The sequence below is a fragment of the Streptomyces sp. NBC_00237 genome, from assembly GCF_026342435.1.
In the GTDB taxonomy this organism is placed as follows: Bacteria; Actinomycetota; Actinomycetes; order Streptomycetales; family Streptomycetaceae; genus Streptomyces.
The window spans coordinates 1,855,923-1,881,418 of record NZ_JAPEMT010000002.1; the positions used below are offsets into that span (position 1 = coordinate 1,855,923).

The following is a 25,496-nucleotide window of genomic DNA, read 5'->3' on the forward strand; positions in this document are numbered from 1 at the left end:
TCAGCGGCGCGGGAGCCGGAGCCGCCCCGCGATGACGTCGCGCGCCACCTCGCGGAGCTTGCACTGCCGGGCACGGGCGTAGGCGCGCATCGGCTGGAAGGCGTCGTCCGGACTCACCCCCCACTGGGCGGCGAGCATCCCCTTGGCCTGTTCGATGGCGATGCGACTGGTCAGCGCGGTGCGCAACCCCTCGGCCGAGCGGTTGAGATGGCGCAGGTACGCGGACTGGGTCAGGGTGAGGACCGCGATGTCCGCCAGCCGCTGCGTCAGCTCCAGCTCCTCACGGCCGGGGAGGTCCGCATGGCCGTAGACCTGCCAGGTGCCGAGCCAGGCGCCCCGCAGGCGCAGCGGAAGGACGGCGGCGCGACTGATGCCGTACTCCAGTGCGCGGGCACAGAAGGCGGGCCAGCGGTCGGCCTGGGCCCGCAGGTCGACGTCGTACAGCGGCGCGCCCAGCCGGTAGCCCTCGACGCAGGGGCCCTCCTGGCGCTGCGAGGCGATGAGTTCGAGGAGTTCGGAGTTCTCGTCGGACGAGGCGGCCGCCCGCAGTGCGCCGCCCTCCTCGGCGAGCATGGCGCCCACCGCCGGAACGCCGAGCAGGTCGACGCCCTGGCGGCAGAACTCCCCCAGGAAGAAGGTGACTTCCGGTTCGCCCTCCGGGCGGTCCAGCATCAGCTCGGTCAGCCGGACGGACGCGTCCAGCCACCGGCGCTCCCGGCACATGCCCATCACCTCGTTCGCCCCGCTCACCTCGGCGCGAGCCCGGTACGGGACCACACCTCAGTGAGCGTGTACCCGGGACGGGGCGCGGCACCGCGTTACTCTTCGGCCTTCAGGCGGATGTTCCGGCCAACTCCCTTGCCCGGGGGCCCCTTGGGACCCGGTGGTCGCCTTGCGACGCGACGGCGTTACTTCGCAGGGGACGGGCCCGCGGCCGACGGTTCGCGGCTCGGGTGGGGCACGGAGGCGTCCGCGCCCCCGTGCCCGTCGTCGAGCAGCGTCTGTTCGTCGAAGGGCGCGCGGCCGGACAGCACCAGCCCCACCCGCTCCTTGTCGATCTCCTTCGTCCACGTCCCCACCAGCACCGTCGCCACCGCGTTCCCCGCGAAGTTCGTCAGCGCCCGCGCCTCGCTCATGAAGCGGTCGATGCCGACGATCAGGCCGACCCCGTCGACCATCTCCGGGCGGTGCGACTGGAGTCCGCCCGCCAGGGTCGCCAGGCCGGCGCCCGTGACCCCCGCCGCACCCTTCGAGGCGATGATCATGAAGCCGAGCAGGGCGATCTGCTCGCCGATCTTCAGCGGGTCGCCGAGCGCGTTCGCGATGAAGAGGGACGCCATCGTCAGGTAGATGGCCGTGCCGTCCAGGTTGAAGGAGTAGCCCGTCGGGACCGTGATGCCGACGACCGGCTTGCTCACGCCCAGGTGTTCCATCTTCGCGATCAGCCTCGGCAGCGCCGTCTCCGATGACGAGGTCGACAGGATGAGCAGGAATTCGCGGCCCAGGTACTTCAGCAGGCTGAAGATGTTCATCCCCGTGCACAGCTTCAGGATCGCGCCGAGCACGACGAAGACGAAGAGCGCACACGTGATGTAGAAGGCGATCATGATCGTGGCGAGTGCGGCGAGCGCCTTGCCGCCGGTCTCGCCGACCACCGCCGCGATGGCCCCGAAGGCCCCGACCGGAGCCGCCCACATCACCATCGCCAGCACGCGGAAGACGAGCCGCTGGATGTGTCCGACGCCGCGCAGCACCGGCTCCCCCGCCCGGCCCATCGCCTGGAGCGCGAAGCCCACGAGGAGCGCGACGAAGAGGGTCTGGAGCACCGACCCTTCGGTGAAGGCGGACACGAGGGTCTTGGGAATGATGCCCAGCAGGAAGTCCGCCGTGCTCTCGCTCGCCCCCTGCGCCTGCTTCGCGCCCTCGCCCTTGTGGGCGTCGAGGTCGAGGTCCGTACCCGGGTGGATCAGGTTGCCGACGATCAGGCCGATGCCGAGTGCGACGGTCGACATCACCATGAAGTAGCCGAGGGCGAGCCCGCCCACCGCACCCACCTTGGCGGCCTTGCGGACGGAGCCGATGCCCAGCACGATCGTGCAGAAGATGATCGGCGAGATCAGCATCTTGATCAGGTTCACGAAGCCGGTGCCGATCGGCTTCAGGTCCTTGGCCACGCCCGGGGCCAGGAATCCGACGGTGATGCCCAGCAGCACCGCGAGGATCACCGCCAGATAGAGGAAGTGCGACCGGTCCCGCCTCTTCGGACCGGCCCCCGCCCCGCCCGTCCGCTCCGCTTCCGTCTCCGCTGCGGCCACAGGGCCCTCCTCGTTCTTCACCGGTTCGCACCCACGTGGGGGTGGGTCACGCGACTATGCACGATGACGTGCGCGAACGTCCCCTTGCGGTCATAGAGTTCACAGATTGGCGGCTTCGTACGCCCTGGACGTTCCTCTGAGCCGTGACGTTGGCCGAACGCACCGTAGCCAACTCGGGCATCTCGTCCTTACCGTGTGCCCGTGCACCCCACCCCGCCGTCAGACGGCACGCCTGCCGCAGCCCCGCCGTTCGACGCCGCAGCCGCGCGCAGGCTGCGGGAGGCGCTCGGGATGCTGCCGGGCCATGTCGCGTACGGGCTGCGGGCGCAGTACGGGCTGGATGTGGGGCCCGACCTCGTCACCGCGTGGGAGCGGGGGCTGCGGGCGCCCGACAGCCGTGAAGTGTCCGCGCTGGCGGGGGTGTTGTGGTGCGACCCCGCCGACCTCCTCTACGCCGCGCGCTCCTTGCGCGAGCACCGTACGGTGCGGGGCGTGGCCCCGGCGGACCTGGCCCGGCGGGTCGGGATCAGCCTGGACGCGTACCAGAAGATGGAGGTGAGCGGGCGGTGGCGCGGCACCGAGCGGCAGTCGGCCGCGCTCATCGCGGCGCTCGGGCTCTCCCCCGCCCAGTTCGTCACCGCCGCCGGACGGGACCGCGAGCTGGCCGAGCTGCTGGAGAGCGCGGTGACCACGCGCTGGCAGGCGTACGTGAAGCCGCTCGCCAAGCTCGTGCCGGTGGACCGCGCCGTGCTGGAGGACGCCCTGCCCCGGCTGCACGCCGACTACCAGTCGCGCATGGTGGCGACCCTGGGGTGGGGCGGCGGGGTCGGCGACGCGGGGGACGGGGCTGCGGGGCGGGAGTTCCTGGAGGAGATCGTGGGGCACTTCTGGGCGCGGGTCCGGGGGCGGTAGTCACCTTCCCCGTGCCGCAGGGGACTCACGCCGGGCTCATGCCGGGTTCGTGCCGGGCTCACGCCGGGTCGAAGCGGAAGAGCTGGCCCGCCGCGTCCTGCGTGCACGGACGCTGTTCCAGGGCGGTCCACTCGGCGCGCGAGGCCCCCGGCACCGTGAGGCACATCTCGGTGTGCTGCACGCGCATCCGGTAGCCCTCGACCGGCTTGCCCACCGGCTCGAAGCGGAACGTCTCGGCTCCGGGGTCGCGGTTCTCGCAGGAGTCGTCCTCCACCCAGGCGCCCGGCTTCTTCCAGGACCAGTGCACACCCATGCACCCCTCCTTGAACTCCGGGTGGAAGGAGGCGATGCGCCAGTCCAGTTCGCCGGTGCGGACCAGGGAGTACTGGGGCAGCCGGTCCTCGCAGGGGCGCTGGTAGACCTTGCCGCTCTGGACGGCGGGGCGCTCCCCCAGGCACAGCCCGGAGTGCGTGGCGCGCAGGGTGCGGTCGCCGGGGGCGGGTGCGGCCGGCACTCCGCCGGGGGCCTCGGAGTCGTCGCCCGGCGCATGGACCACCCATGCGACCGTCGCCCCGACCACCGCGAGGGCGAGCGCCACCACCAGGACCTTGGTCCTCGACATGGGCCGCCGACTGGTGACTTCCGGCCCGGCGGGGGGTGGCTGTTCGTCGGTGGCGGCGAGGACTTCGGTCGGGGAACGGGGGGCCGTTGGGCCCGGCTCTCGTAAGGATTCACCTACGGATTCCGGTGCCGGAGAGCTGGATTCCGGTGCCGGAGAGCTGGATTCCGGTGCCGGAGAGCTGGATTCCGGTGCCGGAGAGCTGGATTCCGCCTTGCGTCTCCCCCGTACCGCAAGCTCCTTGCGTACTGTCAGCCACTCCTCCACCGCCGCGGGGGCGCAGCCGCAGGCCCGTGCGTAGGCCGCCATCAGCTCTTCGCGCGGGACCGAGGTGCGGGACAGCATGTTCGCGACCGTGCTGCGCGGGAGGACGTCGCCCGCGGCCTCGGCGCGGGTGGTCAGTTCGCGGTAGGTGAGGCCCGACCACTCCTTGAGCGCGTGCAGCAGCGAGACGAACTCGGCGGGCGTACGCGCCCCGCGTGGGTCGGGCTCCAGCATCCGGAAGGCTCCTTCTCCCCTGACCTGACCTGCGTCCGGAGTGCGGCGGGCAGGGAGTTGGGACATGTCCCGGACAGGCTGAAGCCTTGTTGATCCGACCGCACAACTCAAGAGTGGGAACCGCCAACTCCCAGGACCCTTCCGGGGACGCGGAACGGCCCCGGTCGTCCACAGGGGAGACGACGGGGGCCGTTTTCGCGCCGGAGCCGTTCTAGAAGGCCGGGGCTGCTCTAGAAGGCAGGGGCTGCTCTAGAAGACCGACTCGGCCTCGTACATCCGGTCCTCGGGGACCGTCTTGAGCTCGGTCACGCCCTCTGCCAGCGGAACCATCCGAATGCTCGTGCCGCGCAGCGCGGTCATCTTGCCGAAGTGCCCGGCGTGCGCCGCCTCCACCGCGTGCCAGCCGAAGCGCGTCGCGAGGACGCGGTCGTACGCGGTGGGGGTGCCGCCGCGCTGGACGTGGCCGAGAATGACCGGTCGGGCCTCCTTGCCGAGCCGGGTCTCCAGCTCGACGGCGAGGCGGGTGCCGATGCCGGTGAAGCGCTCGTGACCGAACTGGTCGATGACGCCCTTCTCGTACGGCATGGTGCCCTGCGCCGGACGCGCGCCTTCCGCGACGCAGATGACGGCGAACTTCTTGCCGCGCGCGAAGCGCTCCTCGACCATCTTGACGAGCGAGTCGATCTCGAAGGGGCGCTCGGGCAGGCAGATGCCGTGGGCGCCGCCCGCCATGCCGGACTCCAGGGCGATCCAGCCCGCGTGGCGGCCCATGACCTCGACGACCATCACGCGCTGGTGGGACTCGGCGGTCGTCTTCAGGCGGTCTATGGCCTCGGTCGCGACGCCGACGGCGGTGTCGAAGCCGAAGGTGCGGTCGGTGCCGTTGATGTCGTTGTCGATGGTCTTCGGTACGCCGACGACCGGCATTCCGGCGTCCGAGAGCATCCGGGCGGCGGTGAGGGTGCCCTCGCCGCCGATCGGGATGAGGACGTCGATGCCGTACTTGGCGGTGAGCTCGGCGCAGTTCTCGGCGGCCTCGCGCAGCCGGTCGCGCTCCAGGCGGGCCGAGCCGAGGATGGTGCCGCCGCGCGGGAGGATGCCACTGACCGCGTTGAGGTCGAGGGGACGGTAGTGACCGTCGAGGAGGCCCTTGAAGCCGTCCTCGAACCCGATGACCTCGTCGTTGTGACCGGCTACGGCACGGTGCACGACCGACCGGATCACTGCGTTCAGCCCGGGACAGTCGCCGCCTGCGGTGAGAACTCCGATACGCATCGTGCTGTGTCTCCTGCTCTTGGTGGTACTTGTGAGCCAGGTTCCGATTGTTCCACGGCCGGAACAGGCCGCGCGCTTTCGGATACTCCGGGACAAGCGGGACAGGGGGTCTTTGTTCCCTGTCCTCGGGACTCGTTCTCGGGACTTCTTCCGGCGGGCGCCGTACCCAGCCCCAAAGGTATTGTCAAGGGTGCAAGGCCACCCTAACCGCACAAAATAGGCAAAGTTGCCTGCCGGGCAGCAGCTGCCGATCCACCGACTTACTGGCCTACCGACTTACTGACTTACGACGGGACGGAGAGCACGCGTGACGCGCAGCGTGTACGTGACGGGCATCGACCGGGGGGACGGCCGTCAGGTCGTCGAGCTGGGAGTCATGGAACTCCTGACCCGCCAGGTGGACCGGGTGGGCGTCTTCCGCCCCCTGGTGCACGACGGACCCGACCGCCTCTTCGACCTGCTCCGCGCCCGCTACCGGCTGTCCCAGGACCCGGCGACGGTATACGGCATGGACTACCAAGAGGCGTCCGCGCTCCAGGCCGAGAAGGGCACCGACGAGCTGGTCTCCCAGCTGGTCGACCGCTTCCACAAGGTGGCGCGCGGCTACGAGGTCGTCCTCGTGCTCGGTACGGACTTCGCCGACACCCAGCTCCCCGACGAGCTGGCGCTCAACGCGCGCCTGGCCAACGAGTTCGGCGCGTCCGTCATACCCGTCGTCGGCGGCAAGAACCAGACCGCCGAGTCCGTGCGCTCCGAAGCCCGCAACGCCTTCCGGGCGTACGCGAGCCTGGGCTGCGACGTCCTGGCGATGGTCGTCAACCGGGTCGCCCCGGCCGACCGCGCCGTGGTCGCCGAGCGCCTGGAGAGCCGCCTGCCGGTCCCCGCGTACGTCCTCCCCGACGAGCCCGCCCTCGCCGCGCCGACGGTCGCGCAGATCACCCAGGCCCTGGGCGGGACGGTCCTGCTGGGCGACGACGCGGGGCTCGCCCGCGACGCCCTGGACTTCGTCTTCGGTGGTGCGATGCTGCCGAACTTCCTCAACGCCCTGACCCCCGGCTGCCTGGTCGTCGCCCCCGGTGACCGCTCCGACCTGGTGGTCGGCGCGCTGGCCGCGCACAGCGCCGGTACGCCGCCGATCGCGGGCGTCCTGCTCACCCTGGACGAGCGCCCCGGCCCGGAGATCCTGACCCTGGCCTCGCGGCTGGCGCCCGGAACGCCGGTGATCTCGGTGGCGGGCGGGTCCTTCCCGACGGCGGGCGAGCTGTTCGCGCTGGAGGGCAAGCTGAACGCGGCCACCCCGCGCAAGGCGGAGACCGCCCTCGGTCTCTTCGAGCGACATGTCGACACCACGGACCTGCTGGCCCGGATCTCGGTCGCCCGCAGCGGTCGCGTGACGCCCATGATGTTCGAGCACGAACTCCTCGAACAGGCCCGCGCCGACCGGCGCCGCGTCGTCCTCCCCGAGGGCACCGAGGAGCGCGTCCTGCGCGCGGCGGACGTGCTCCTGCGCCGCGACGTCTGCGACCTGACCCTCCTCGGCGACGTCGACGTCATCCGCAAGAAGGCCGCCGACCTGGGCATCGACCTCGCCTCGACCCAGCTCATCGACCCGCACACCTCGGAGCTGCGCCAGCGCTTCGCGGAGCGGTACGCGGAGATGCGGGCCCACAAGGGCGCGACGGTGGAGCTGGCGTACGACGTCGTCGCCGACGTGAACTACTTCGGCACGCTGATGGTCCAGGAGGGCCTGGCCGACGGCATGGTCTCCGGCTCCGTCCACTCGACGGCGGCCACCATCCGCCCCGCCTTCGAGATCATCAAGACGAAGCCGGACGCGAAGATCGTCTCCTCGGTCTTCTTCATGTGCCTCGCCGACAAGGTCCTGGTCTACGGCGACTGCGCGGTCAACCCCGACCCGAACGCGGTCCAGCTCGCGGACATCGCGATCCAGTCGGCGGGCACGGCGGCCCAGTTCGGGGTGGCGCCCCGGATGGCGATGCTGTCCTACTCGACCGGCACCTCGGGCGCGGGCGCGGACGTCGACAAGGTCCGCGAGGCGACGGAGCTGGTCCGTTCCTCGCGCCCGGACCTGCTCGTCGAGGGTCCGATCCAGTACGACGCCGCCGTCGAGCCCTCGGTCGCCGCGACCAAGCTCCCCGGCTCCGAAGTCGCGGGCCAGGCAAGCGTGTTGATCTTCCCGGACCTGAACACGGGCAACAACACCTACAAGGCGGTCCAGCGCTCCGCGGGCGCCGTGGCGGTCGGCCCGGTCCTCCAGGGCCTCCGCAAGCCGGTCAACGACCTGTCGCGCGGCGCCCTGGTCCAGGACATCGTCAACACGGTCGCCATCACGGCCATCCAGGCCCAGGGAGACCCGTCATGACCCCCTAGCCTCCGCTTCCCCCCCCAGCCCCCTCGGGCGGCGAAGCTCGGGCGGCGCCGCCTCGCCCAGCCCCCTCGGGCGGCGCCGCCTCGCCCAGCCCCCTCGGGCGGCGCCGCCTCGCCCAGCCCCCTCGGGCGGCGGGGCCGCCCCCCGGGGGCGGAACGGGCGGGCAAGGGGGCGGCCCCCCTCGCTCCGGGCCCACCCCGGAGCACCCCCGCCCGCCCCCGCCACCGCCGAACCCCGCAAAGGGGCCCCGCCCCACCCGAAGGGGCCCCGCACCCCCGACACCGCCCGACCCGGCCCCGTACCGCCCGCCCTGACCCCCGTACGAGAAAGCCACCCCCGTGACCTCCACCCCCACCCCCACCCGCATCCTCGTCCTCAACTCCGGCTCCTCCTCCGTCAAGTACCAGCTCCTCGACATGCGCGACCGCTCCCGCCTCGCCGTCGGCCTCGTCGAGAAGATCGGCGAGCAGACCTCCGCGCTCGCCCACACCCCCCTCCTCGGCCCGGCCGCCGGCCAGAAGCGCACCCAGGAGACCCGCTTCGCCGACCACGCCGAAGCCCTCCAGGCCGTCGCCCTGGAGCTCGCCGCCGACGGCATCGGCCTGGACTCCCCCGAACTGGCCGCGATCGGCCACCGCGTCGTCCACGGCGGCCTGAAGTTCTCCGCGCCGACCGTCATCACGGACGAGGTCATGGCGGAGATCGAGCGCCTGGTCCCCGTCGCGCCCCTGCACAACCCCGCCAACATCACCGGCATCAAGACGGCCCAGGCCCTGCGCCCCGACCTTCCCCAGGTCGCCGTCTTCGACACCGCGTTCCACACGACGATGCCGGAGCACGCGGCCCGCTACGCGATCGACGTCGAGACCGCCGACGCCCACCGCATCCGCCGCTACGGCTTCCACGGCACCTCACACGCCTACGTGTCCCGCAAGACGGCGGAACTCCTCGGCAAGACCCCGGAAGAGGTCAACGTCATCGTCCTGCACCTCGGCAACGGAGCCTCCGCCTCCGCCGTCGCGGGCGGTCGCTGCGTGGACACCTCCATGGGCCTCACCCCCCTCGAAGGGCTGGTGATGGGCACCCGTTCCGGCGATCTCGACCCGGCGGTGATCTTCCACCTGGAGCGGGTAGCCGGAATGTCGACCGACGAAATCGACACGCTCCTCAACAAGAAGAGCGGTCTCGTCGGACTCTGCGGCGACAACGACATGCGGGAAATCCGCCGTCGTATCGACGCGGGCGACAAGCAGGCCGAACTCGCCTTCGAGATCTACATCCACCGGCTGAAGAAGTACATCGGCGCCTACTCCGCCGTACTCGGCAAGGTGGACGCGGTGGCCTTCACGGCGGGCGTCGGTGAGAACGCCGCCCCGGTGCGCGAGGCGGCCGTGGCGGGCCTGGCGGAACTGGGTCTGGCGGTGGACCTGGAACTCAATTCCGTACGTTCCGACGAACCCCGGATCATTTCGCCGGAGTACGCCCGGGTAGCCGTGGCCGTTGTACCGACCGACGAAGAACTGGAAATCGCGACCCAGGTCTACTCCCTGGTCAGCGCCTAATCCCAAAACTCCGGCGGAGCCCGTCTGAGCGCGACCGCGCCCATTTGTACATTCCACCAGACGGAATATTCCGCAGCGAAACAAACCGATAGGATCGTCTTATGCGCCGTTCCAAAATCGTCTGCACCCTTGGCCCCGCCGTCGACTCGCACGAGCAGCTCGTCGCTCTGATCGAAGCCGGCATGAGCGTGGCCCGATTCAACTTCAGCCACGGCACCCAGGAGGAGCACCAGGGCCGGTACGACCGCGTCCGCAAGGCCGCCGCCGAGACCGGCCGCGCGGTGGGCGTGCTCGCCGACCTCCAGGGTCCGAAGATCCGCCTGGCGAAGTTCGCCGAGGGCCCCGTCGAGCTGGTCCGAGGTGACGAGTTCACCATCACCGCCGAGGACGTCCCGGGCGACAAGTCCATCTGCGGCACCACGTACAAGGGTCTGCCGGGCGACGTCCAGAAGGGCGACCCGATCCTCATCAACGACGGCAACGTCGAGCTGAAGGTCGTGTCGGTCGACGGCCCGCGCGTGAAGACGATCGTCATCGAGGGCGGTGTCATCTCCGACCACAAGGGCATCAACCTGCCCGGCGCGGCGGTGAACGTCCCGGCCCTGTCCGAGAAGGACGTCGAGGACCTCCGCTTCGCACTGCGCATGGGCTGCGACCTGGTCGCCCTGTCCTTCGTCCGCGACGCCAACGACGTCAAGGACGTCCACAAGGTGATGGACGAGGAGGGCCGCCGGGTCCCCGTCATCGCCAAGGTGGAGAAGCCGCAGGCCGTCGAGCACATGGAGGGCATCGTCGCGGCCTTCGACGGCGTCATGGTGGCCCGTGGCGACCTGGCCGTCGAGTACCCGCTCGAAAAGGTCCCGATGGTGCAGAAGCGCCTGGTGGAGCTGTGCCGCCGCAACGCCAAGCCGGTGATCGTGGCGACCCAGATGATGGAGTCGATGATCACCAACTCCCGCCCGACGCGCGCGGAGGCGTCCGACGTCGCCAACGCGATCCTCGACGGCGCGGACGCGGTCATGCTCTCGGCCGAGTCCTCGGTCGGCGCGTACCCGATCGAGACCGTCAAGACGATGTCGAAGATCGTCGTCGCGGCCGAGGAGGAGCTCCTCTCCAAGGGCCTCCAGCCCCTGGTCCCCGGCAAGAAGCCCCGCACCCAGGGCGGCTCCGTCGCCCGCGCGGCCTGCGAGATCGCCGACTTCCTCGACGGCAAGGCCCTGGTCGCCTTCACCAAGTCCGGCGACACGGCCCGCCGCCTGTCCCGCTACCGCGCGGCCCAGCCGATCCTGGCCTTCACCACGGACGAGGGCACCCGCAACCAGCTCGCGCTGAGCTGGGGCGTCGAGTCCTTCGTGGTCCCCCACGTGCACAACACGGACGCGATGGTCGACCTGGTCGACGCCGAGCTGCTGAAGCTCCAGCGCTACAACAACGGTGACACCATGATCATCACTGCGGGCTCGCCCCCCGGCATCCCCGGCACCACGAACATGGTCCGGGTCCACCACCTGGGCGGCGAAGAGGCCACCGCCTGACGGCAGTCGGCCACTCCGCTCGTACGCGAGTGAGGGCGGGCCCCGGGGAACTCACCCCGGGACCCGCCCTCACCGGCATGTCCGCACACTACGACGCGGTCAGTGGAAGGCCAAGGCTGGCGGAACTCAGTTGGCCGCCGCCTGGCCCGTGCCGGGGCCGGTGAAGTAGTTGTGCAGGCCGGGGACGGTGAGGGTGCCGCCGAACTGGCCTGCCTGCGTGACCTTGACCTTGGTGAACATCGCGATGGGGACGTTCAGCGGGGGCGGGGTCTGCGGGCTGAAGGTCACCGGGATGAGGCCGAAGAGGTTGCCCTTCAGTTCCTCCGTGTACATGGTGACGGTGCCCTGGCGGAGGGTGGAGGTGGAGCCCTTGCGGGCCTGCACGTGGCCCGTGGTGCCGCCCGGGCCCACCGTCGTCTGGTGCAGGTCCTTGATGTCCGTTTCCTTGGCGGTGAACTTCAGGACCTTCTTGATCTTGCCGCCCGCCGTGCGGACCTCCACGACGCCCGCGTAGTCCAGGCCGCGGAGCGTGAGCATCGAGGTTTCCAGGATCCAGGGGTCGTCCGGGAGGTCCGGTATGCCCGGCTCCAGCTTGGCGTTGGCCAGGGCGTCCGGGTCCGCGGTCGGGCAGGGGAAGGGGATCAGGCCGTCTTCGTTGGGGACGAGGTCGGGCTTGCCGTCGCCGTCCTTGTCGAAGTCCTCGACCTTGATGCCGAGCTTCTCGGCGGCGGCCTTGATGGCCTTCTCGGTCTTGGCGGTGGCGGCGTCCGCCTTCTCCTTGGCCTCTTTGGCGGCCTTGGCTTCCTTGTCGAGCTTTTCCTTGGCCTCGTCCTCGGCAGCCTTGTCCTCGGCGGCCTTGGCGTCCTTGGCGTCCTTGACCTGGGCGGCCTTGTCCGCCGTGGGGGCGGGCTTGGGGGCCGCCACGTCCGCAGCGGGCTTCTTCGCGGCGTCCGCAGGAGCCTCGGCGTCCTTGGCTGCGTCCGCGTCCGGCTTCGCCGGGGCCTCGGCCGGAGGAGCGGGCTCCTCCTTCTTGCCACCCAGGCCCTCGAAGAAGTCCTTGATCGCGGGACCCACGCCGAGCGGGTCGAGCGGGTTCTTGGTCTCCGTCTCGGAGGGGGTGGGCGCGGGCGCGGGAGCGTCCGGGGCCTTCTTCTCCGCGCCGTCGGCAGGATCGGCCGGGGGCTTCGTCGCGTCCGGCGCCGGGGTCCCGGCCGGGTCCGGCTTCGGCTTCGTGGCGTCGGGACCGGCGGGGTCGGGCTTCGCGGGGTCCGGCTTCGCGGGGTCGGGCTTGTCGCCCTTGCCCGTCTCATCGCCCTTGTCGGCGTCCGGCTTGCCGTCGCCGTCCTTGTCGGGCTTCTCCGCCCCGTCGGCCTTGTCAGGCTTGTCAGCCTTGTCGGCACCCTGGCCCGCCTCGTCCGGCTGCGTCACGCACGGGCCCGGGACGAACGGGTTGCCCGGCTCCTCGGCGGCCATCGCCAGCTTCGGCGTCAGGCTCAGGCCGACGAACACCGCGGTGGGCATCGCCGCGAGGGCGAGCGCCTTGCCCGCGGGCATGTGGAACTTGGTCAGCAGCGACTTCTTGGGGGCCGCGTGACGCGGCCCGCTTCTGACCCGGGCCTCCGCTCCCCCGCCCGCGGTCGCTTGGGCCTCGTCACCCCGCACTGTTCCTCCTGCCATTGGCGTCGACAGATGTGTCAGTCGTCGTGTTCGTGTCGCCCGGACCGGTCCCCCGGCCCTCGGGCGCGGACGCGGGCGCGGACTTCGTGAGGTTCGCCTTCGGCTGCGAGCCCTCGGAGGGCTCCGCCTGCGGCGGCACCTGCGTCAGGGCCATCGTCTGCTCGGCCGGCGTTTCCGGACCGCCCGGGCCCGGGTACGTACCGGCCGAAGCGACAGCCCCGGCGGGAGCGGAAGCGGCGGGAGCGGAAGCGGCGGGCTCCACCGGAGCCGGTGCGGCCGCCCCCTTCGCCGGGGCCCACGCGATCGACATCGCACCGCCGAGCAGCGCCAGCAGGAAGCCGACGATGAAGCCGCCGATGTTCGACACCGGGATGGAGACCAGGGCCAGCAGGATCGCGGCCACACCGGCGAAGATCCGCACGATGGAGTGGAACCACATCGTGAGGCCGAGAGTGACCAGCAGGACGCCGATGATCAGCGAGCCCGCGCCCGCCGTCGTCGCCATGGTGAGCGTGAGCGCGCCCATTTTGAGGTCGTTGTACGGGAAATACATGATCGGGACGCCACCGAGGATGGTGAGGAGTCCCGCCCAGAACGGCCGGACGCCCCGCCAGGCGCGGAAACGCAGCCGCCAGTAGTGGAAATCGCGGCTCTCGCTCGGAACCGAGGTCTCGGCGCTCATGAAAACAGCTCCCTGGAACCGGTGTTGCTGTGCAGAAGATGAGGGAGGGAGGAGCGGGCGAGGCACCCCGCACCCGCCCGGCAGCGCAGACCGACAGTCACTGACGTACCGTCAATCAAGCTGCCGGACAGGGCAGTTGTCAGCACCCCGCCCGCAGCGGAGTGCTTAGTAGCACTCCTTGACGCCCTTGTGCAGGCGCAGGCTCAGGCCGTTGAGCTTGAACGTGCCCGCCGAGGTCGCCCAGGCGCGCTGCTTCACGTTCGTCAGCACGGCCTTGTCGGCCTGCTGCGCGAAGCCGAAGGGGTTGGCCTTCGTGCCCTTCTGGATGCCGGGGCCCTTGGTGGCCTTGCCCGCGGCGACACCGATGTCGATGTTCGAGAACTCGGCGTCGGCGTCGAGGTCGGCGACGTCGAGGTAGATGTTCTCGGCCTCGACCGGCTTGGCCGCGTCCGTACCGGCCTTCAGCATCAGGCTGATGCTGCCGAAGATCGGGACGTCGGGCGTGACGACCGACTGGCACATGTTCGTGATCTTGGCCGACTTGAAGCCGGAGACCGCGACCGGGTGAAGGGCCGGGTTCCCCTTCAGGTCGGTGCCTTCGGCGATCGAGCCGTACTGCACGAAGCCCGTGCCGTCGAGCTTGTCGGTGGTGACCTTGAAGTCCTGGCCGGAGACGCTGAACGAAGCCGCCAGCGCGCCCTGGGCCATGGCCACGCCTATCGCCGCGGTAGCGGCAACGCTCGGCACCATGACGACCGCGAAGCGACGCCATCTGGTTCCACCGCGTACTTGGGAACTCATGTACTTTCCTCCTTCTCGGACGTACATCTCCGGATGCGGGCGAGGGCCCGTCCTGGGATGGGAGAAGTGCTACGTCCTCGGAGTGCGGGCGCCCGCGTCATCAGGCGTGAACCACGGCGTGAGCCACGTCCGTGCCGTCCGAATCACCGGCGATCACCCCCGAGCGACAACCACTGGCCACGCGTTCGCGCAACCTGCTGGACAGGCCCCGCCGCACAAGCGGAGACCCCCCTGTCCAGAGCCGGCACCACTGCCGCCGGCCCACCCGGTGGGGACCCAAAAGACCCGCGGGCCCCGACTGGCTTGTCAGGACGCGGGCAATGGACCAGGCGAGGCCGATCGTGGTGCATTCACGGGCCGGGCACAAGGGGGTTCGTTACTGGCTAGTAACGGGCGGATAACCGAAGCGCCGCCGGGCGGTCTCGCTGGGTCGCGGACGGCTGCGTCGCGTGACGCGGAATATCGGGTGAATGCCGCAACAAGGCGGACAGAAGGGCGAGTTCGCTTTACTGCGAGTAACAGCGGCCGCGATTGCCAAGATTTGGCAAAGCGCGGCCGTGATTTATCGACAAGGAGAGCTGCACGGGGTGCCGATGCGCACAGCACCGACACCCCGCGAGGCAGCTTTGAGCACTTCCGTACGAAGGACTTCCACAAGGAAGCTTCGTTACGGAGCGGACGGTTCCGGAGGGCGGAACGGGCCCCTCCGAAGGCGTCAGGACCGTCTGGGCCGTCCGGGCCGTCCGGGCCGTCCGGGCCGTCCGGGCTAGAACAGCACCCGCGCCAGCTTCGTCCGCGCCGCGCTCACCCGGGGGTCGTCCGCCCCGACGACCTCGAAGAGTTCGAGCAGCCGTACGCGCGCCGCGTCCCGGTCGTCCCCGGCCGTCACGCGCACCGTGTCCACGAGCCGCCCGAAGGCGTCCTCGATGTGGCCGCCCGCGAGGTCGAGTTCGGCGGCGGCGATCTGCGCGGGCACGTCCGCCGGGCGCTCGGCGGCGTCCTTGCGGGTCTGCTGCGGGTCCAACTGCGTGACGCGGCCCAGCAGTTCGGCCTGCGCGAGACCGGCCTTCGCGTCCGGGTTCGCCGGGTCGTCGGCGAGTACGTTCTGGTACGCCCGGACCGCGCCCGCGAAGTCGTTGACGTTCAGCGCGTCCATCGCGGCGTCGAGCAGCGCGTCGTACGGGCCGACCGGCGCCGGGGCGTCGACCGGCGCGGGGCCGTCCGCGACCGGGATGCCGGTCAGCCCGAAGCGCTCCTCGCCGACCTGGATCAGCTGGTCGAGGGTGGCCCGGACCTGCTCCTCGGGCGCGACGCCCTGGAAGAGCGGCAGCGCCTGTCCCGCGACGACGGCGAAGACGGCCGGTACGCCCTGGACGGCGAACTGCTGAAGGAGCATCGGGGCGCTCTCGCCCTCGACCTTGGCGAGGACGAAGCGCCCCCGGTACTCGACCGCGAGGTCCGCGAGCTGCTGGACCAGCTGCTCGCTCTGCTCGGAACGGCGCGACCAGAAGGCCACGACGACCGGCACCTCGGAGGCGAGCTGGAGTACGGAGGTCTCGAATCCGGCCTCGTCGACGTCGAACACGAGGTTCGAGGCGGGTACGGCCGGTGCGCCGCCCTGCCGGGCGGCTTCGGCGCGCGCCTGTTCCGCCTTCTGCTTGGCCTCGTTGGCCGCTTTCACCGCGGCGAGGTCGACGACGCCGCTCATGGACATGTTCCTAGGCTGCATGCGTACATCCTCCCCCCTCGGCGACCGGTTCAGAAAAGCGTCGCGGCAGTGCCACGACGGGTGGTACCTGTGGCGCCGGGTCCCCACCTGGCGCCTGTGGTTGTCGCTCGGCCCGCCCGGATGTCCGCGAGGGACTTCCCGTGGGCTTTCGCTACAGGTCGTAGCGTAACTCGACAAGCCCTCCGAGCGCCTCGTGATCTCCCTCACGACTTCCTTCCCCAAAGACGTGCGCCGCGCCCCTGCCGAGCCGTACCTACTCGCCGGTATGGTCGCAGGCATGTCCACCCCCGCCACTCCCGCCACTCCTGCGCAGCCCCGTAACGAACCCGGCAACGGACCCGGTGTCGGACCCGGTGTCGGACCCGGCAACGGCCCCCGTACCGGACGCCCGCGCAGCGCCGCCGCCGACGAGGCGATCCTCGCGGCGACGCGGGACGCGCTGGTGGAGCTGGGCTGGTCGAAGCTGACGATGGGCGACGTGGCACAGCGCGCCGGGGTCGCCAAGACCACCCTCTACCGGCGCTGGGCGCACAAGAACGAGCTGGTCGTGGACGCGGTCGCGGTCCTCTTCGACGAGCTGGAGCTGCCCGACCGGGGCAGCCTGCTGGAGGACGTACAGGGTGTGGTGCTGCAGTTCGCGGCGCTGCTTGAGCGGCCGGAGACGAAGACCGCGCTGATGGCGGTGGTCGCGGAGTCGACCCGGGACACGGCCCTGCGCGAGCGCATCCGCTCGGCGATCGTGGACCGCCAGAAGCGCCTCGTGCTCCTGGGCCGGGAACGCGCGCAGGCCCGCGGCGAGCTGCCGTACGAGGAGTCCTCCGTACAGGCAGCCCGCAACGCGGACCTGATCTTCGACGTGATCGCCGGGGCCGTCGTGCACCGGGCCCTGGTGAGCGCGGAGCCGGTGGACGCGACGTGGGCGCGCAATTTCACGGCGCTGCTGGTGGGGGGCCTGGGCGGGGTGTCCCCCGGGTGACGCGGACCTGGTGTTCCGGGGGTGACGCCGACCTGGTGTTCCCGGGGTGATTCAGACCTGGTAGCGGTCCGGCGCGAAGAGGTGCACGTTCTCCGCGACCCACTCGCTCGTCCGCTTCAGCCCCTCCTCCAGGCTCGTCTCCGGCTCCCAGCCCGCCCATTCGCGCGCCCGGGTGTTGTCGGAGAGCAGCCGCTCGACCTCACTGCCGGAGGGCCGCAGGCGCGCCGGGTCGACGACGACCTCGGCGTCCCGCCCGGAGGCGGCGATCAGGGCCTGCGCCAGCTCGCCGATGGCGATCTCTCGTCCGGTGCCGAGGTTGACGGTCTGTCCGAGGGCCCGGTCGCAGTCCGCCATCGCCAGGAAGCCGCGCGCGGTGTCCGTGACGTACGTGAAGTCGCGGGTCGGCGTGAGCGAGCCGAGCTTGATCTCCCGCGCACCGGCGTGCAGCTGGGCCAGGATGGTGGGGATGACGGCACGCGCCGACTGCCTCGGCCCGTACGTGTTGAAGGGCCGTACGACCGTCACCGGCAGCTCGAAGGCGTGGTGGAAGCTGAGCGCCATCATGTCGGCGCCGATCTTGGACGCGGAGTACGGCGACTGCGGCTGGAGCGGGTGGGCCTCGCTGATCGGGGCCGTCAGGGCGGTCCCGTACACCTCGCTGGTGGAGGTGTGGACGAGGCGGCGGACGCTGTGCCGACGGCACGCCTCCGCGATGTTCTCCGTACCCACGACGTTCGTCTGGACGTACGCACCGGGCGAGGAGTAGCTGTACGGGATGCCGATGAGCGCGGCGAGGTGGAAGACGGTGTCCATGCCCTCGACGGCGTCCGAGACGCGCCCCGCGTCACGGACGTCGCCCGTGAACATCTCCACCTGATCGTTCGTCAGATGGTGCTTCAGGAAGCCCTTCTCGGCGTACGGCTTGTAGTGCACGAAGGCGCGGACGTCCGCGCCGCGCTCCACCAGCAGGTCGACGAGCGTGGAGCCGATGAAGCCCTCGGCGCCGGTGACGAGGACCTTGCGGCCGTTCCAGTCGATGCGGTTGCTGTACTCACCGAAGATCATCGGGTCAACTCCATTGCGCGGTAGGTGTGTTCGGGAAGTCCGGACAGCCGCAGCACCTGTGCGGCCAGCAGGTCGGCGGCCTGCGCGTGCGTGCTGGGCCCGGCGGCCCGCGCCATCGCGGCGAGCCGTGCCGGGTCCGCGAGCAGCGGCTCGACGAGCGCGGCGAGGCGCTCGGCGGTGGTCTCGGCGTCCGGTACGAGATGGGCGGCCCCCGCGTCGGACAGCACGCGGGCGTTGTGCGTCTGGTGGTCGCCGGGGGCGTGCGGATAGGGCACGAGGACGGCGGGGACGCCGACGGTCTCCAGCTCGGCGACGGTCGCCGACCCGGCCCGGCAGACCACGAGGTCGGCGGCGGCGTACGCGAGATCCATCCGGTCGAGGTACTTCACGACCGTGGCGACGGGGTTGCCCCCGACCCTCTGACGGGTCTCCTCCAGCGTGGCAGGACCGGTCTTGATCAGCAGGTGTACGTCGTCCCGCCCGCGCCACCGCTCGGCGAGCCCGACGGCCGCCTCGGTCAGCCGTACGGCCCCCAGGCTGCCCCCGTTGAAGAGCACGAGCCGCGCCCCCTCGGGGACGCCCGTCGCCCGCCGGGCCTCGGCCCGCAGCCCCTCCCGGTCGAGGTGGGCGAGGGAGGCGGCGATCGGCATCCCGACGGTGAGGGCGTTCTGCCCGCCCGCCAGATGGGCCCGGCTCCGGTCGAAGGCGATGGCGACGTTGCCGGTCAGCCGGGCGGCGAACTGGTTGGCCCGCCCGGGGACCGCGTTCGACTCGTGGATGATGCTCGGCAGCCCGGCCATCTTCGCGCCGACGATCACGGGAGCGCTCGGATAGCCGCCCATGCCGACGGCGACGTGCGCCCCCTGCTCCTTCAGGATCGCGCGGGCCTGCGCCCCCGACTTCAGGAGGGCTGCGGGCAGCAGGAATCTCTTCGCCCCCAGCGACGGGTCGAACGGGATCATGTCGACGGTGTGCAGCCGGTACCCGGCCCCCGGTATGAGGTCCTTCTCCAGCCCCCGGGTGGTCCCGACGAACGAGATCACGGCGTCGGGCACGGCCCGGCGCAGGGCTTCGGCGAGTGCGAGCCCCGGGTAGATGTGGCCCCCGGTGCCGCCCGCCCCGATCACGACGGAGAGGGGACCGGCGCGGTGGGGTCCGACTGAGAGTGGTGTGCGCATGGCCGCCACACTCACGAAGATCCCTAAGAAGCTTCTAAGAGCCTGGTTTGGCAGGATTCGTCATATGACGAAGATCCTGGTGGTCGACGACGAGCCGGAAGTGCGGGCCGCCGTCGAGGACGGCCTCTCCATCGAGGGGTACGAGGTCCACGGCGCGCCCGACGGTCTGGCGGCCCTCTCGTCCGTCGCCGCCTGGCAGCCGGACGCACTCGTCCTGGACGTGATGATGCCGGTCATGGACGGCCTCGCCGTCTGCCGCCAGTTGCGCGGCCTCGGCAACCGCACCCCGATCCTCGTCCTCACGGCACTCGACTCGGTGAGCGACCGGGTCGACGGCCTGGACGCGGGCGCCGACGACTACCTCGTCAAGCCCTTCGCCCTCGACGAGCTGGTCGCCCGCGTCCGGGCCCTCATCCGCCGCGCCGCCCCGCTCCCGGACGAGGACGGCTCCCTCTCGTACGCCGACCTGACCGTCGACCCGGTCACCCGGACGGGCCACCGCTCGGGCCGCCCCCTGGAATTCAGCCGCACCGAATTCGCGCTGCTGGAGTTGTTGTTGCGCCATCCCGGCCAGGTCCTCCCCCGCGAGCTGATCCTCGAACTGGTCTGGGGCCGCGACTTCGGCCCCGACTCCAACTCCCTCGCGGTGTACGTGGGTTACCTGCGCCGCAAGCTGGAGGCGGCGGGCGAACCCCGCCTCGTCCACACGGTGCACGGCGTCGGCTACCGACTGGACCTGGCGTGAGCGGGAACCGGTGCCTGCACGCGCCGGGACGGTGGCGTCGGGCCGGGCTCCACGGGACGCCTGCCGCCGGACTTCACGGGACGCCTGCCGCCGGGCTCCACGGGATGCCTGCCGCCGGACTTCACTGGGCCGCGCTCCACCGCGCACCCGCCGCCGGGCACGCGGCCACGGCAGGCCCGACCGGGCGGGCCCCGCACACCGGCCCCACCGCTGGTGGCTCCCTCCCCCTGGACCCGTCATGAGCGGCGGCCGACGCAGACGTGCCCTGGGAGCGCGCTGGCGTCGCCACCGTCCCCTGCGCACCCGCCTCGCGCTCGCCGCCTCGGCCGCCGTGGCGCTCGTCGCGATCGGGGTGTGCGCGGCCGCGTACGTCGTCATCCGGTACGAGATGTACCACCAGCTCGACCTGAACCTGACCCAGTCGGGCACCCGCACCATCCAGGCCGACCGGCACCCCTCCACCGGCGTCCTCGCGGGCGAGTGCCGGTACCTCTCCGCCCCGGCGTGTGCGCAGGTCGTCCCCGCCGACCCGGTGAAGGACCCCACGAGTCCCTACGTCCTCCCGGTCTCGGCCCCGGTCCGCGAGGTGGCGTCCGGGGACCGCGCCCCGTACTTCTCCAACTTCACCCTCGAAGGCCACCCGGCCCGCATGGCGGTCACGCCCATCGGCGGCGGCCGTGCTCTCCAACTCGCCCTGCGCGCCGACTCGGTGGAGCGCGGCATCCGCCAGGCCGCCCTCCTCCTCTCCGCCGTCGGCGGCGCGGGCGTCCTGCTCGCAGCCGCGCTCGGCTACTGGGTCTCCCGTACGGGACTGGCCCCCGTCGCCCGCCTCACGGCCACCGCCGAACGGATCGCCGCCACCCGCGACCCCCGCCACCGCATCGAGCTGCCACCGGGCCCCCCGGGCCGCGAGGACGAGGTGACCCGCCTCGCCGCCAGCTTCAACACCATGCTCGGCGAACTGGAGCAGTCCGTGTCCGCCCAACGCCGCCTGGTCGCCGACGCCTCCCACGAACTCCGCACCCCGCTCACGGCCCTCCGCACGAACGCCGAACTCCTGGCCCGCGCCGACCGGTTGAGCCCGGCGCAACGGGACCGGGCGTCGGGAGCACTCGGCCGCCAGCTCCGCGAGGTGACGGGCCTGGTCAACGACCTGATCGAACTGGCCCGCGACGAGGAACCCCAGCCCCTCCTGGAGGAGGTGCGGATGTCGTCCGTGGTGGAGCACGCGGTGCGGACGGCGGAGGCCCACTGGCCGACGACCCCGTTCCCGCTGTCCGTGGCGGAGGCAGCGTCTGCGGTCACCCTCCCCGGCGTACCGGCCCGCCTCACCCGCCTCCTCACCAACCTCCTCGACAACGCCGCCAAGTTCAGCCCGCCCGGAGTGCCCGTCGAAGTCGAACTCTCCCTCCCTAGCGGCCACTTGGAGATCACCGTCCGCGACCACGGCCCCGGAATCGCCGCCGAGGACCTCCCGTACGTCTTCGACCGCTTCTACCGTGCGGAGGCGGCCCGGGCCCTGCCGGGTTCGGGCCTGGGTCTCGCCATGGCCCGCCAGATCGCCCGCGCCCACGGGGCCGAGCTGACGGCCGAACAGGCCGCGGGGGGCGGGGCGTCGTTCCGCTTGCGGTTCGGGGACCGTACGGGCGGGTGATCACGGGAGGGTCAGTCGCCCGCACTCTCGCGGAGCCCACCCGAAACAGGCGGCACAGGCTCTCAACTGCCTCTACGTGTCGAAGCTTTGTGCCCGTCGCGAGGTTGTTCCGATTCGTTGCGCACATCCCATTCACCCTGCTATGCCTGTGAGCAGCCACCTGATTCCCGCACTCCTGGAGAGCCGCCGCACCCGGGCGTACACCGGCCCCGGTGCATTCCGGAACCTCAGCATCAGTGCCCCCTGCGGAATCAGCCACAGTCCGCCTTCTGCGGGCCTCCACGGGAGGGCACCATGACCAGTCGCGAAGAAGCCGAACGCATCCTCTCCAGCGCGAACGACGACGATCTGATCGAGATCGGCGCGGACGGCACCGTGTACGTGGTGGGCAGCGCGCCATCGGCCGCGGGCAAGCGCATCCCCGGCATTTCCGACCCCAAGGGCGAGTACGGGTCCCGATGAACGCCGAGTTCAAGGTTCCGCGCAGCCTGCTGATCACCACCGCCGTGGACCGTCTCGCCGTGGAGGCGCGCATCCTCGATCTGCACTTCGAGGGGTGGTCGGTGCGCAGGGGGTCACCGAACGGAGATCTCGGCGTCGCCCAGGGCACCCTGGCGGTGCGCTTCGCCGGCAGTACCTATCCGTTGAAGATCGTGATGTCGGCCTCGTACCCGCACAAGCTGCCGCAGGTCCTGCCGGACGGCTGGACGCCCCGCCCCAACCCGCACCTGATCGGCGGCGGGCTGTGCGTCATGAAGGAGTCCCAGTGGCACAGCTTCATGAGTGTCGCCTTCGTCGTCGCGAAGACGGCGCTGTGGCTCAACAAGTACGAGATCTATCTCGACAAGCGCATCTGGCCCGGTGGCGAGCAGCACAGCCACGGGCCCATCTACAACTTGAGGAAGATCTGGCATGAGCTCTGAAACCGGGGGCACCGCTGTGCCCGACGCCGGGCTCGACACCGCCGGGCTGAAAACCGCCGGGCTCGACACAGCCAGGATCGACTACCTCCTCGGAGACGCGGGCCTCGCCCCCGTCAAGGTGGTGATCGTGGGGCTGGGCAGCGGTGGGGCGGTGGTTCTTGAGCGGCTCGCGATGTCGGGCATCGGCCGCTGGTCGCTCTACGATCCCGACGTGCTGGAACCCGTCAACCTGGTCAAGCACCCGGGTCGGCGCAGCGATCTCGGCCGTCTCAAGACGGAGATCGCGCGGGAGTGGCTGCTCGACCGCAACCCCGCCGCCCACGTCGACAGGGTCGGAGGCGACGTCATGTCCGACGGCGGCTTCCCCGAGGACGTCGCGTCGGCAGACCTCGTGGTCTGCGCGGTGGACACCCCGTCGGCCCGGAGCTTCGTCAACAAGGTCTGTGTGGAACAGCAGACGATGTGTGTGTTCGGCTCCGTGTTCCGCACGGGTCTCGGCGGCGAGGTCTACGCCTACCTGCCCGGTGAGTCCGGCTGCCACGACTGCCTGCACCGGCACAACTTCGAGCAGGGCAACGACATCGAGAACTTCCTCGAACTCACCGATGAGGAGACGAAGAGGATCTACGGCCTCGGCGAGTCGGACTTCACGGCCTCGGGGCTCCCCGCGGACATCTCGGTCGTCGCCTCGTTCCACGCGCACTACGTCCTGTCGCTGCTCGCGGGGGCGGGCTCGGCGTATCTGACCGTGCCGTCCTTCAACTGGCTGACGCTGTCGCTGCGCAGGGTCGACGGACTGTTCGGCGCCATGTACCAGACGTGGCGTGCTCTGTTACGGCCGCGCGAGGACTGCCATCTGCACTGCCGGGGGGCACGCCCATGATGCACGGAACGGGGAAGCAGATCCCTTCGCCCGTGCGGGTCCTGCTCTCCGATCAGGTGGTGCAGAGGTTCACCCAGGAGATCAGGGAGCATCCGAGCATCGAAGTCGGGGGAAAGTACGTCGGATTCATCGAGGGAGTCGCCCGGCACAAAACACTGGACGCGCGCAAGGCAGCTCTCGCGGACATCACCTTCCGGGTGACGGACTACATCGACGCCGGGCCCAACGCCGAAAGGTCCGCGGGGTTCCACCTCGGTGACGCCCGACACCAGACCCAGGTGTTCCGGCAATGGGAGCAGCGCTACCCCGCCATCGAGCACATCGGCAGTTGGCACAGCCATCATCCCAATGGTCTGGCGAGGTTGAGCGAGGGTGACGTCCGAGGCTACTTGGACACGGTCAACCACCCCGACCACCATCACGACTACTTCTTCGTCAGTCTGGGCGTCGACGGGAAGGGTTTCGCGACGGCGAAGCACTATCTGTTCATCAGGGGTTCCGGCAGCTTCTATCTGATTCCGCCCGAGGCCCTCGAAGTCCGGCCGTACCTCGGCCCGCCGCAGGAGGACACACCGGAATCCCCCGGGCCCGGACAGCACGGGCCCCAGCAGAAGCCGGTGGTCGGGCGGGAGGACGGTCACGGAGCATCGGAACCTCAGCAAGCCGCTCACCCTGACGTGCACTCGGCGAGCGCCCCAGCCCACGAGGACATCTCCCGCAAGCGGCCGACCGTCCTGCGCATACCGGGATGGACCGACACCGCCGAAGGTCGGCAGGCGCTCGCGGACGAGCAGCGGTTCATCGAGTACCCGGATCTCCACGGGCTGCGACTGCACTCCACTGAGGGGCGGCTACTGGCCAAGGGAATCGTTTACACCGAAGCCGGTCCGGTCAGGGCCAAACTGCTCTACCCGTCCCAGCCCGGTGGGGACGACGGAATGGTCGAGCTCTTCGGGGTGGACGTTCCGGGCGTCGAGGTGCGGATCGTCGGTGTCGCCCGCACCGGACTGAGCGGCCTGGAGCCGGTCTTCACCGACTTCGCCAAGTTCGTCGGCAAGGTGCAGAAAAGTCAGAATCCCCGGCCCGGGTGGGCAGCCCGGTGGCTGGGTCCCCCCAAGGAACCCCAGAGGCGGCAAGAATGAGCCCTCACGAACCTCCCGGCTTCCTCGGGAGCGCAGTCGGATCCCATCTGGGGGAGCTCGCCGACGCTTCGGCCCCGTGGACGGAGTCACGGGCGGCCTCAGCACCCGATCTCACCTACGAGTTGCTGCACCACGAGCCCGGTTTCGCCGTCCTGCCGTCCGCAGTCCTGGCGGAAGTGGCTGATTGCCTGACCTTCATCTTCGAGCACACGAGGTTCTGGGACCTGCTGTTCGTCGAGTCGGTGGCGGGTCCGAGTCAGTTCAGCGAGAGCCGGACGGTACAGGCGGGTGTCAGCCGCGAGACGGCCATCCAGCTGGGCAGGACCGTCGGCCTCGACATTTCCGCCGAAGGCGATGTGTGGCTCGCCAAGACCAAAGCGGAACTGACGACGGAATGGACGAAGCTCACCAACAACACCGTCCGCATCGACACCGAGACCCAACTGACGCGCGCGGTGGAGTATCCGGTTCCCGACGGCGGAATGGACATCGCGATGTGGCAGTTGGGGTCTCGGTTCATGCGGCGGCTGATCCTCCGCCGGGGAGCACATCTGCCGCCGGATCCCATCCCGGCGTGGGCGGAGATGGCGCTTGCCGTGCCGCCGCGGCTGGCGACGGTCCCCAGTACCGTCGTCCGGACCATGACCCGGACACGCGAGAGTCAGCAGTAGCCCGTCTGCGCGCGGGCCGCGCGAAGCGCTCCTCAGGGGCAGGTGCCTCCGCCCTGGAGTGCATCGGGCGGCTCGTCTCCGCGCGCGACGCGGGAGCCCGTATCGGCCCCGGCCCCACGCCGGAATTCCGCTGCGGGGGGGGGGGTACGCGTGCCGGGGACCGGGCGAGGGTCCAACGCGCTTCGGATCCGGCTCGGATCCGGCCCGGTCGGCCCGTTGGCCGCAGCCGGTGACACCAGTGTCAACCTCCGTTCCCCGCCCCCGC

The 25,496-nt window shown here is 70.8% G+C and carries 22 protein-coding genes and 1 pseudogene; 13 read left to right on the forward strand and 10 right to left on the reverse strand.

What is annotated here, in order from left to right:
* Both OG897_RS21975 and OG897_RS21980 read right to left on the reverse strand, forming a co-directional pair.
* Window positions 1-777 (reverse strand): GAF and ANTAR domain-containing protein, encoded by a 777-nt coding sequence (locus OG897_RS21975; protein ID WP_266658897.1) that lies wholly within the window; start codon window positions 775-777, stop codon window positions 1-3.
* Between the two features lie 131 nt (window positions 778-908).
* The gene (locus OG897_RS21980; RefSeq protein ID WP_266658898.1) at window positions 909-2,315 is read right to left on the reverse strand and encodes a cation:dicarboxylase symporter family transporter; all 1,407 of its coding nucleotides are present in this window, start codon (window positions 2,313-2,315) and stop codon (window positions 909-911) included.
* 291 nt (window positions 2,316-2,606) lie between these two features.
* On the opposite strand from OG897_RS21980, the gene OG897_RS21985 reads away from it, so the two are divergent.
* A complete protein-coding gene (locus OG897_RS21985) occupies window positions 2,607-3,227 on the forward strand; it encodes a helix-turn-helix transcriptional regulator (RefSeq protein WP_266660403.1) in 621 nt (206 codons plus the stop codon).
* A gap of 620 nt (window positions 3,228-3,847) precedes the next feature.
* Window positions 3,848-4,147 (forward strand): hypothetical protein, encoded by a 300-nt coding sequence (locus OG897_RS41045; protein WP_353963760.1) that lies wholly within the window; start codon window positions 3,848-3,850, stop codon window positions 4,145-4,147.
* Here OG897_RS41045 and OG897_RS41050 read toward each other — a convergent pair.
* Window positions 4,114-4,410, reverse strand: a pseudogene (locus OG897_RS41050) (helix-turn-helix domain-containing protein); the annotation flags it as partial. The gene OG897_RS41045 and the pseudogene OG897_RS41050 overlap by 34 nt on opposite strands.
* Before the next feature lie 183 nt (window positions 4,411-4,593).
* Complete coding sequence (locus OG897_RS21995) at window positions 4,594-5,619, reverse strand: ATP-dependent 6-phosphofructokinase (RefSeq protein WP_266658900.1); 1,026 nt, start codon at window positions 5,617-5,619, stop codon at window positions 4,594-4,596.
* Between the two features lie 307 nt (window positions 5,620-5,926).
* On the opposite strand from OG897_RS21995, the gene pta reads away from it, so the two are divergent.
* The 3 genes from pta to pyk all read left to right on the forward strand — a co-directional run bounded on the left by pta (window position 5,927) and on the right by pyk (window position 11,105).
* Window positions 5,927-8,002 (forward strand): phosphate acetyltransferase, encoded by a 2,076-nt coding sequence (pta, locus tag OG897_RS22000; protein ID WP_266658901.1) that lies wholly within the window; start codon window positions 5,927-5,929, stop codon window positions 8,000-8,002.
* 344 nt (window positions 8,003-8,346) lie between these two features.
* Window positions 8,347-9,570 (forward strand): acetate kinase, encoded by a 1,224-nt coding sequence (locus tag OG897_RS22005; protein WP_266658902.1) that lies wholly within the window; start codon window positions 8,347-8,349, stop codon window positions 9,568-9,570.
* A 101-nt stretch (window positions 9,571-9,671) separates the two neighbouring features.
* On the forward strand, window positions 9,672-11,105 hold the full coding sequence (gene pyk, locus OG897_RS22010) for a pyruvate kinase (protein WP_266658903.1): 1,434 nt from the start codon (window positions 9,672-9,674) through the stop codon (window positions 11,103-11,105).
* 126 nt (window positions 11,106-11,231) lie between these two features.
* On the opposite strand, the gene OG897_RS22015 is transcribed toward pyk, so the two are convergent.
* The 4 genes from OG897_RS22015 to OG897_RS22030 all read right to left on the reverse strand — a co-directional run bounded on the left by OG897_RS22015 (window position 11,232) and on the right by OG897_RS22030 (window position 15,994).
* Window positions 11,232-12,767, reverse strand: a complete 1,536-nt coding sequence (locus tag OG897_RS22015; protein WP_266658904.1) for a hypothetical protein — start codon at window positions 12,765-12,767, stop codon at window positions 11,232-11,234.
* Entirely contained in the window at window positions 12,757-13,464 is a 708-nt protein-coding gene (locus OG897_RS22020; RefSeq protein WP_266658905.1) for a DUF6114 domain-containing protein, read from the reverse strand. The genes OG897_RS22015 and OG897_RS22020 overlap by 11 nt, the downstream gene beginning before the upstream one ends.
* Window positions 13,465-13,629: 165 nt before the next feature.
* Complete coding sequence (locus OG897_RS22025; protein ID WP_266658906.1) at window positions 13,630-14,265, reverse strand: DUF6230 family protein; 636 nt, start codon at window positions 14,263-14,265, stop codon at window positions 13,630-13,632.
* Window positions 14,266-15,031: 766 nt separating this feature from the next.
* Complete coding sequence (locus tag OG897_RS22030) at window positions 15,032-15,994, reverse strand: tetratricopeptide repeat protein (RefSeq protein ID WP_266658907.1); 963 nt, start codon at window positions 15,992-15,994, stop codon at window positions 15,032-15,034.
* Between the two features lie 277 nt (window positions 15,995-16,271).
* On the opposite strand from OG897_RS22030, the gene OG897_RS22035 reads away from it, so the two are divergent.
* Window positions 16,272-16,970, forward strand: coding sequence for a TetR/AcrR family transcriptional regulator (locus tag OG897_RS22035; protein WP_266658908.1), 699 nt, complete (start codon window positions 16,272-16,274; stop codon window positions 16,968-16,970).
* Between the two features lie 51 nt (window positions 16,971-17,021).
* Here OG897_RS22035 and OG897_RS22040 read toward each other — a convergent pair whose 3' ends face one another.
* Window positions 17,022-18,035, reverse strand: a complete 1,014-nt coding sequence (locus OG897_RS22040; RefSeq protein ID WP_266658909.1) for a GDP-mannose 4,6-dehydratase — start codon at window positions 18,033-18,035, stop codon at window positions 17,022-17,024.
* The gene (locus OG897_RS22045; RefSeq protein ID WP_266658910.1) at window positions 18,032-19,213 is read right to left on the reverse strand and encodes a glycosyltransferase; all 1,182 of its coding nucleotides are present in this window, start codon (window positions 19,211-19,213) and stop codon (window positions 18,032-18,034) included. Before OG897_RS22045 ends, OG897_RS22040 begins: the two co-directional genes overlap by 4 nt.
* A gap of 64 nt (window positions 19,214-19,277) precedes the next feature.
* Here OG897_RS22045 and OG897_RS22050 point away from each other — a divergent pair, with 64 nt between their 5' ends.
* From OG897_RS22050 to OG897_RS22080, 7 genes are all read left to right on the forward strand, one after another.
* A complete protein-coding gene (locus OG897_RS22050) occupies window positions 19,278-19,958 on the forward strand; it encodes a response regulator transcription factor (RefSeq protein WP_266658911.1) in 681 nt (226 codons plus the stop codon).
* 238 nt (window positions 19,959-20,196) lie between these two features.
* Window positions 20,197-21,612: a HAMP domain-containing sensor histidine kinase gene (locus tag OG897_RS22055; protein ID WP_266658912.1), complete on the forward strand. Its 1,416-nt coding sequence runs from the start codon at window positions 20,197-20,199 to the stop codon at window positions 21,610-21,612.
* Window positions 21,613-21,906: 294 nt separating this feature from the next.
* Window positions 21,907-22,074 carry a hypothetical protein gene (locus OG897_RS22060; RefSeq protein WP_266658913.1) on the forward strand — a complete coding sequence of 56 codons (168 nt, stop codon included), beginning with the start codon at window positions 21,907-21,909 and terminating at the stop codon, window positions 22,072-22,074.
* Window positions 22,071-22,535 (forward strand): hypothetical protein, encoded by a 465-nt coding sequence (locus tag OG897_RS22065; protein WP_266658914.1) that lies wholly within the window; start codon window positions 22,071-22,073, stop codon window positions 22,533-22,535. Before OG897_RS22060 ends, OG897_RS22065 begins: the two co-directional genes overlap by 4 nt.
* Window positions 22,525-23,418 (forward strand): ThiF family adenylyltransferase, encoded by an 894-nt coding sequence (locus OG897_RS22070; RefSeq protein ID WP_266658915.1) that lies wholly within the window; start codon window positions 22,525-22,527, stop codon window positions 23,416-23,418. Before OG897_RS22065 ends, OG897_RS22070 begins: the two co-directional genes overlap by 11 nt.
* Window positions 23,415-24,560 (forward strand): hypothetical protein, encoded by a 1,146-nt coding sequence (locus tag OG897_RS22075; protein ID WP_266658916.1) that lies wholly within the window; start codon window positions 23,415-23,417, stop codon window positions 24,558-24,560. The genes OG897_RS22070 and OG897_RS22075 overlap by 4 nt, the downstream gene beginning before the upstream one ends.
* The gene (locus tag OG897_RS22080; RefSeq protein ID WP_266658917.1) at window positions 24,557-25,231 is read left to right on the forward strand and encodes a hypothetical protein; all 675 of its coding nucleotides are present in this window, start codon (window positions 24,557-24,559) and stop codon (window positions 25,229-25,231) included. The genes OG897_RS22075 and OG897_RS22080 overlap by 4 nt, the downstream gene beginning before the upstream one ends.
* The last annotated feature ends 265 nt before the right edge of the window (window positions 25,232-25,496 follow it).